General features: G+C 68.5%; 6 protein-coding genes. 1 reads left to right on the forward strand and 5 read right to left on the reverse strand.

All coding sequences use genetic code 11. The annotated features are described in order from the left end of the window. A partial coding sequence (locus AB4Y84_RS12005; protein ID WP_442250184.1) for an acetyl-CoA C-acetyltransferase occupies nt 1-1,062 on the reverse strand: 1,062 nt, incomplete at its 3' end. A 93-nt stretch (nt 1,063-1,155) separates the two neighbouring features. Between AB4Y84_RS12005 and AB4Y84_RS12010 the strand changes: the two genes are divergently transcribed. Continuing rightward, on the forward strand, nt 1,156-2,043 hold the full coding sequence (locus tag AB4Y84_RS12010) for a hypothetical protein (RefSeq protein WP_025875947.1): 888 nt from the start codon (nt 1,156-1,158) through the stop codon (nt 2,041-2,043). 76 nt (nt 2,044-2,119) lie between these two features. Here the strand turns inward: AB4Y84_RS12010 and AB4Y84_RS12015 are convergent, their stop codons facing one another. The 4 genes from AB4Y84_RS12015 to AB4Y84_RS12030 all read right to left on the reverse strand — a co-directional run. Next, nucleotides 2,120-2,752, reverse strand: coding sequence for a superoxide dismutase family protein (locus tag AB4Y84_RS12015; protein WP_100437162.1), 633 nt, complete (start codon nt 2,750-2,752; stop codon nt 2,120-2,122). A gap of 33 nt (nt 2,753-2,785) precedes the next feature. Next, the gene (locus tag AB4Y84_RS12020) at nt 2,786-3,355 is read right to left on the reverse strand and encodes a superoxide dismutase family protein (RefSeq protein ID WP_025875951.1); all 570 of its coding nucleotides are present in this window, start codon (nt 3,353-3,355) and stop codon (nt 2,786-2,788) included. 93 nt (nt 3,356-3,448) lie between these two features. Then, nucleotides 3,449-4,897, reverse strand: coding sequence for a nitrogen regulation protein NR(I) (gene ntrC, locus AB4Y84_RS12025; RefSeq protein WP_442243970.1), 1,449 nt, complete (start codon nt 4,895-4,897; stop codon nt 3,449-3,451). Then, on the reverse strand, nt 4,890-5,379 hold a 490-nt coding region (locus tag AB4Y84_RS12030), incomplete at its 5' end, for a two-component system sensor histidine kinase NtrB (protein ID WP_442250185.1). The genes AB4Y84_RS12030 and ntrC, both read right to left, overlap by 8 nt.

A 5,379-nucleotide genomic window follows, 5' to 3' on the forward strand; every position in this document is an offset into this window, starting at 1 on the left:
CTCCCACGCACGCAGGGTGCACAGCACCTGTGCGGCGAAGGCTTCGTGGATCTCGTAGATATCGAAGTCCTGCAGGGTCAGGCCGTTGCGCTTGAGCATCTCCGGCACGGCCACGGTCGGYGCCATCAACAGGCCTTCGCCGTGCACGAAATCGACGGCCGACACGTGTGCGTCGCGCAGGTAGGCCTGCGGCTCGTGGCCATGCGCGCGCGCCCACTCTTCGCTGGCCAGCAGCACCGCGGCGGCGCCATCGGTCAGCGGGGTGGAGTTGGCTGCGGTCAGGGTGCCACGGCCGGATACCTTGTCGAAGGCCGGCTTCAGCGTAGCCAGCTTCTCCAGCGAGGTGTCGGCACGCAGGATGTTGTCGCGCTCGACGCCGCGGAACGGTGCGATCAGGTCATTGAAGAAGCCGCGCTCATAGGCTGCAGCCAGCTTCTTGTGCGAAGACACCGCCCACTCGTCCTGCGAGTCGCGCGAGATGTTCCACTCCTTGGCCATGTCCTCGCAGTGGTCGCCCATGCTCTTGCCGGTACGCGGCTCGGCCACGCCGGGAAACTCCGGCTTGAGTTCGGCGAACTTGAAGCCGGAGGTCAGTGCGCGGATCTTGTCGCCGGTGCTCTTGGCACGGTTGGCAGCCAGCAGGCGCGCGCGCAGCTTCTTGCCGTACACGATCGGCACGTCGGAGGTGGTGTCCGAACCACCGCCGATGCCGGACTCGATCTGGCCCAGGGCGATCTTGTTGGCAACGGTGATGATGCTGTCCAGCGAGGTGCCGCAGGCGCGCTGCAGGGTGATGCCGGGGGTCAACGGCGACAGGCCCGAGGACAGCGTGGCTTCGCGGCCCAGGTTCCAGTCGCTGGAGTGCTTGATGACCGCACCCATCGCCACTTCGCCCAGCTGCTGGCCGTGCAGGCCGAAGCGCTCGACCAGCGCTCCCAGCGTACGCACCGACATGCCGAGGTTGCCGACATCCGAATACGCGGTGTTCTGCCGGCAGAACGGAATGCGGACGCCACCGAGGATGGCGACGGGACGAGCGTTGGGCATGGAGATACCTGGCATGGATGAGGGTGTCTGCAACATGGCCTGCACGACAGAGCAGGCATAATGGGGCCAAGTGTAGCTGCCGCCCTGTGATGGGCCAACCGTGGAACCATGAGCAAACCCGACCCTGCGATGAATGCCCTTGGCGTGCTGGCCCTGGAACTGGCCGGCGGCGAAATCCCCCGCCAGGCGGTGCTCAGCGCTGAACAGGCCGGTGAACTGGCCGAACGCGTCGGCCGCGACCTGTCCAAGCTGGTGCCACAGGTGGCCGAGCTGGACCTGGTGTTCGCCGCCGCCCATTTCGATCCGGCCGAAGTGCTTCGCCCGGGCTGGCCGATCCATCGCCGCCTGGAAGAACTGCAGATGCGCGCGCCCGGTAGCAACCAGGGCCCGCGCGTGCTGGCCTTCGGCGCCGACGCCAGCGGTGATGTGCCGCTGCCGTTCCAGGCCGACGCTACCCTGGTAGGCGGTGGCCTGCGGGTGGTGCCGTTCCTGCTGACCGGTACCGACGTGGCCACCACGACAGCCGTGGCCGATGCCCTGGAAGAGGTGCTGCTGGCCAATGGCATGGCCCATGCCGATACCGCGCTGATGGCACAGAACACGTTCGGTGCGCGCGTGGAGCACGCACGCTATTTCACCGTGAACGACCTGGCCGCGATGATGTCGATGCAGTACGACAACCAAGGCCTGGCCGCACTGTGGCCGCTGATTGAAACCGCGATCATGGCCCCGGGCCAGGACGAGTGGCTGAGTGACGCACCCGAGCCGTTGCTGCGCTATACGCAGGGCGAAGCGCGCATGGCGCTGTTCGACCCGGCCGGCTGGTGCGCGCATTACAACCACGGCAAGGGCGACTGCGAGCGCCTGCAGGGCATCTACGAGCAGTTCCTGATGCGCCAGCGGCAGATGGCCGCGGTGCTGGAAGCGCACGGTGTGCCGGTGCTGTTCGTGCATTGCGAAGCCGGGCAGGACGCGCGCGAGCTGCTGGCGCGCTAACGTCCAGGTAATGCCGCCGGGCCATGCCCGGCGGATCAACTGAAAAACGCCGGCTTGCGCCGGCGTTTTCGTTTTCTTACGGTGCCTTGTTGATTACCGCGCACGCCAGTCGCGCACCGGCGTTGCCGGTCGGCTGGGTCTTGTAGTCGTCCGCGTCGGCGTGGACGATCAGGCCGCGGCCGATGATGTCGAAATCATCACCCTTGCCGATGTTGACGTTGCTCGACACCGGACCATCAATGGTGGCTACGCCCTTGTCGTCGGCCTTGATGTTGGGCATGTCGCCACCGTGGTGCGGATCAGTGGCCACGTTGCCGTGGTCCTGCTTGCCCGGATTGAAGTGGCCACCGGCGCTCATGCCGTCCGGCGCGCTGCAGTCACCCTTCTCGTGGATGTGGAAGCCGTGCTCGCTGCCCGGCTTCAGGCCACTGATCTGGCCGGATGCGTGCACCTTGCCGTCGACCAGCTTGAAGGTGATCGAGCCCTTGGTTTGATTGCCCTGGGTCGGTGCCAGTTCGGCAGTGGCCGAGGCATCGGCTGCCGGGGCCGCTGCGGTAGCCGGTGCAGTGGCCGGATCGGCCGGCGCTGCCGAACCTTCGGCCGGGGTGGTGGCCGGGGCTTCGGCTGCCGGCGCTGCCGGCTGCTGGTTGCAGGCGGCAAGGCCCAGTGCAGCGATGGCCGCGAACAGCGAAGTGTGGATCAGACGCATGGAAACTCTCCTTGGGAAATGCCGGTGGTGTGATCAGCGGGTTACCCGGATCACGCCGCAGGCGATGCGGACGCCGGCATTGCCGGCGGGCTGGCTGCGATAGTCGTCGGCCCTGGCATGCACGACCAGTGCACGCCCGGCGATATCCGTGGCGGCGCCTCCGCCCAGGGTAACGCCCTTCAGATGCACATCGATGTTGGCGCGGCCCTGCGCGTCTGCCTGCAGGTTGTCGATGTCACCGAGGTGGTGCTTGCCGCTGCCGGCACGACCGTGCGCGACGCCGGCGGGATTGAAGTGGTTGCCGGCGCTGCTGGCGTCCACCGCGCTGCAGTCACCGCGCTCATGGATGTGGAAACCGGCCTGCTGCATCGGCTGCAGGCCGCCGACCAGGCCGGTCAAGTGCACGCCACCGCTTTCGGTCTTCAGCACCAGACGGCCGCTGACGATGCTGGCCGAGGCTGGCGCCAGGTTGGCTTCGGCCAGCTGGGCCACGGGCGTGGTGACCACCGGCGGCGGTGTGGGCTGCGGCTTCTTCGGTGCGCTGCCACAGGCAGACAGGAGCACGGCAGCGGACAGCGGCAGAAGGGCGAAGGACAAACGCATCGAGGACTCCTTGCAGGTAACACTACGGACGGCATCGTCCATGGAGGATCAACAGTTCGGCAAGCGGGTGCGAGGATCGCGTGCAGGCACCGTTCAATGGCCGCCGCGGCGGCGACCGGCGCCCAGCTTGCGGGTAAGCGTATTGCGGCCGAGGCCCAGGCGCGCGGCGGCTTCGGCGCGACGACCGTGGGTGATCTGCAGGGCGGCCTCCAACAGGGCGTGGTCGACCCGTTCGCGCACCTGCGCGTGCAGGCCCTCGGTGCCCTCGGCCAGCTGCCGGCGTGCCCATTCGGACAGCAGCGCTTCCCATTGGCCCGGGTCACCGGCGGCCGTGCTGCTGCGCCGGCTGCGGGCACGGTTGAGCGCGGTATCGACATCAGCCACACCGATGGTATCGGCGGCGGCTAGTGCGGCCATGCGCCAGCACACGTTTTCCAGTTCGCGGACGTTGCCCGGCCAGTCGTGCTCGCGCAGCGCCTGCAGGGCGGCGGCGGTCAGCCGCTTGGGCGGCGTATCGAGCCTGCGCGCGGCAGCCGCCAGGAACGTGGTGGCCAGTTGCGCGATGTCCTCGCGGCGCTCGCGCAGCGGCGGCAGCTGCAGGCGCACCACGTCCAGGCGGTGCAGCAGATCGGCTCGGAATTTTCCCTGCGCGACCAGTCCTTCCAGATCCTGGTGGGTGGCGGCGACCACGCGCACATCGACGCGGATCAGTTCGCGTCCGCCCACGCGGAAGAATTCGCCCTGGGCGAGCACGCGCAGCAGGCGCGTCTGCAACGGCAACGGCATGTCGCCGATTTCGTCGAGGAACAGGGTGCCGCCATTGGCCTGCTCGAAGCGGCCGATGTGGCGCCGCTGCGCGCCGGTGAACGCACCGGCCTCGTGGCCGAACAACTCGCTTTCCAGCAGCTCGGCGGGAATGGCGGCGGTGTTCAGCGCGACGAACGGATGCTGCGCACGCGGCGATTCGCGGTGCAGCGCGTTGGCCACCAGCTCCTTGCCGGTACCGGTTTCGCCGATGATCAGCACCGCCAATGGCGCCTGCGCGAGGCGGCCGATGGCGCGGAACAGCGCGCGCATCGGTGGCGTATCGCCCACCAGTTGCGGCGGCTGGTCGCTGGCGGCTTCTGCGGCGGGCGTCGGCGCGGCCATGGCCGGCGCCACCGCAGGCAGTACGCGCTGGGCCAGTGCCACCGCGTCGTCCAGATCGAACGGCTTGGACAGGAACTCGTGCGCACCGCCGCGGAACGCACCGGCGGTACTGGCGACGTCGGTGTAGGCCGACATCACCACCACCGGCAGCTGCGGCAGCGCGGCCTTCAGCTTGTCCAGCAGCACCAGGCCATCGTCGCCGGGCATGCGCACGTCGGTGAACAGCAGCGCAGGCGGCGGGCTATCAGCCAGCGCCTGCAGTGCGGGGGCGGCGCTGTCGAAGTCGACCACCTGGTAGCCGGCCTCACGCAGCGCGGTGCACAACACGAAGCGCACGGCGCGGTCATCGTCGACCACCCAGATGCACGGCGCGGACGAGGAAGACTCAGACATCGCGCGGGGCCTCCTCGGCGGCGACGGTGCCGTTGCCGATCGGCAGCAGCAGGGTGAATACGGTATGGCCCGGGCGCGACCGGTAGGTCAGCGTGCCGCGATGCTCGCGCGCGACCTGCTGGGCCAGCGCCAGGCCCAGGCCAGTGCCTTCGGCGCGACCACTGACCAACGGCAGGAACAGGTGTTCGGCCAGTTCTTCGGGCACGCCACAGCCGTCGTCAGCAATTTCCAGCCGCAACGCCAGGGTGTGCAGCTGCTCGGCGATGCGCACACCGTGTTCAACGCGGGTGCGCAGGGTGATGTTGCCGGCACCGGCCTGGATGGCATTGCGCACCAGGTTCCATACCGCCTGGGTGAGGCGATCGGCGTCGCCATCGAATTCGGGGATGCTGGGGTCGTAGTCGCGCTGCAGGCGCACCGCCCAGCCGGCCTCGTTCTCGGCCAGGCGCAGCACGCGCTCCAACGCGGCGTGGATGTTCAGC

It is taken from the genome of Stenotrophomonas sp. 2YAF22 (genome assembly GCF_052114665.1).
GTDB lineage: Bacteria > Pseudomonadota > Gammaproteobacteria > Xanthomonadales > Xanthomonadaceae > Stenotrophomonas > Stenotrophomonas indicatrix.

Excerpts from the sequence above, each read along its gene's own strand:
- AB4Y84_RS12015 (WP_100437162.1), bottom strand. The coding sequence starts at position 2,752 with ATGCGTCTGATCCACACTTCGCTGTTCGCGGCCATCGCTGCACTGGGC.
- ntrC (WP_442243970.1), bottom strand. The coding sequence starts at position 4,897 with ATGTCTGAGTCTTCCTCGTCCGCGCCGTGCATCTGGGTGGTCGACGAT.
- AB4Y84_RS12010 (WP_025875947.1), top strand. The coding sequence starts at position 1,156 with ATGAGCAAACCCGACCCTGCGATGAATGCCCTTGGCGTGCTGGCCCTG.
- AB4Y84_RS12020 (WP_025875951.1), bottom strand. The coding sequence starts at position 3,355 with ATGCGTTTGTCCTTCGCCCTTCTGCCGCTGTCCGCTGCCGTGCTCCTG.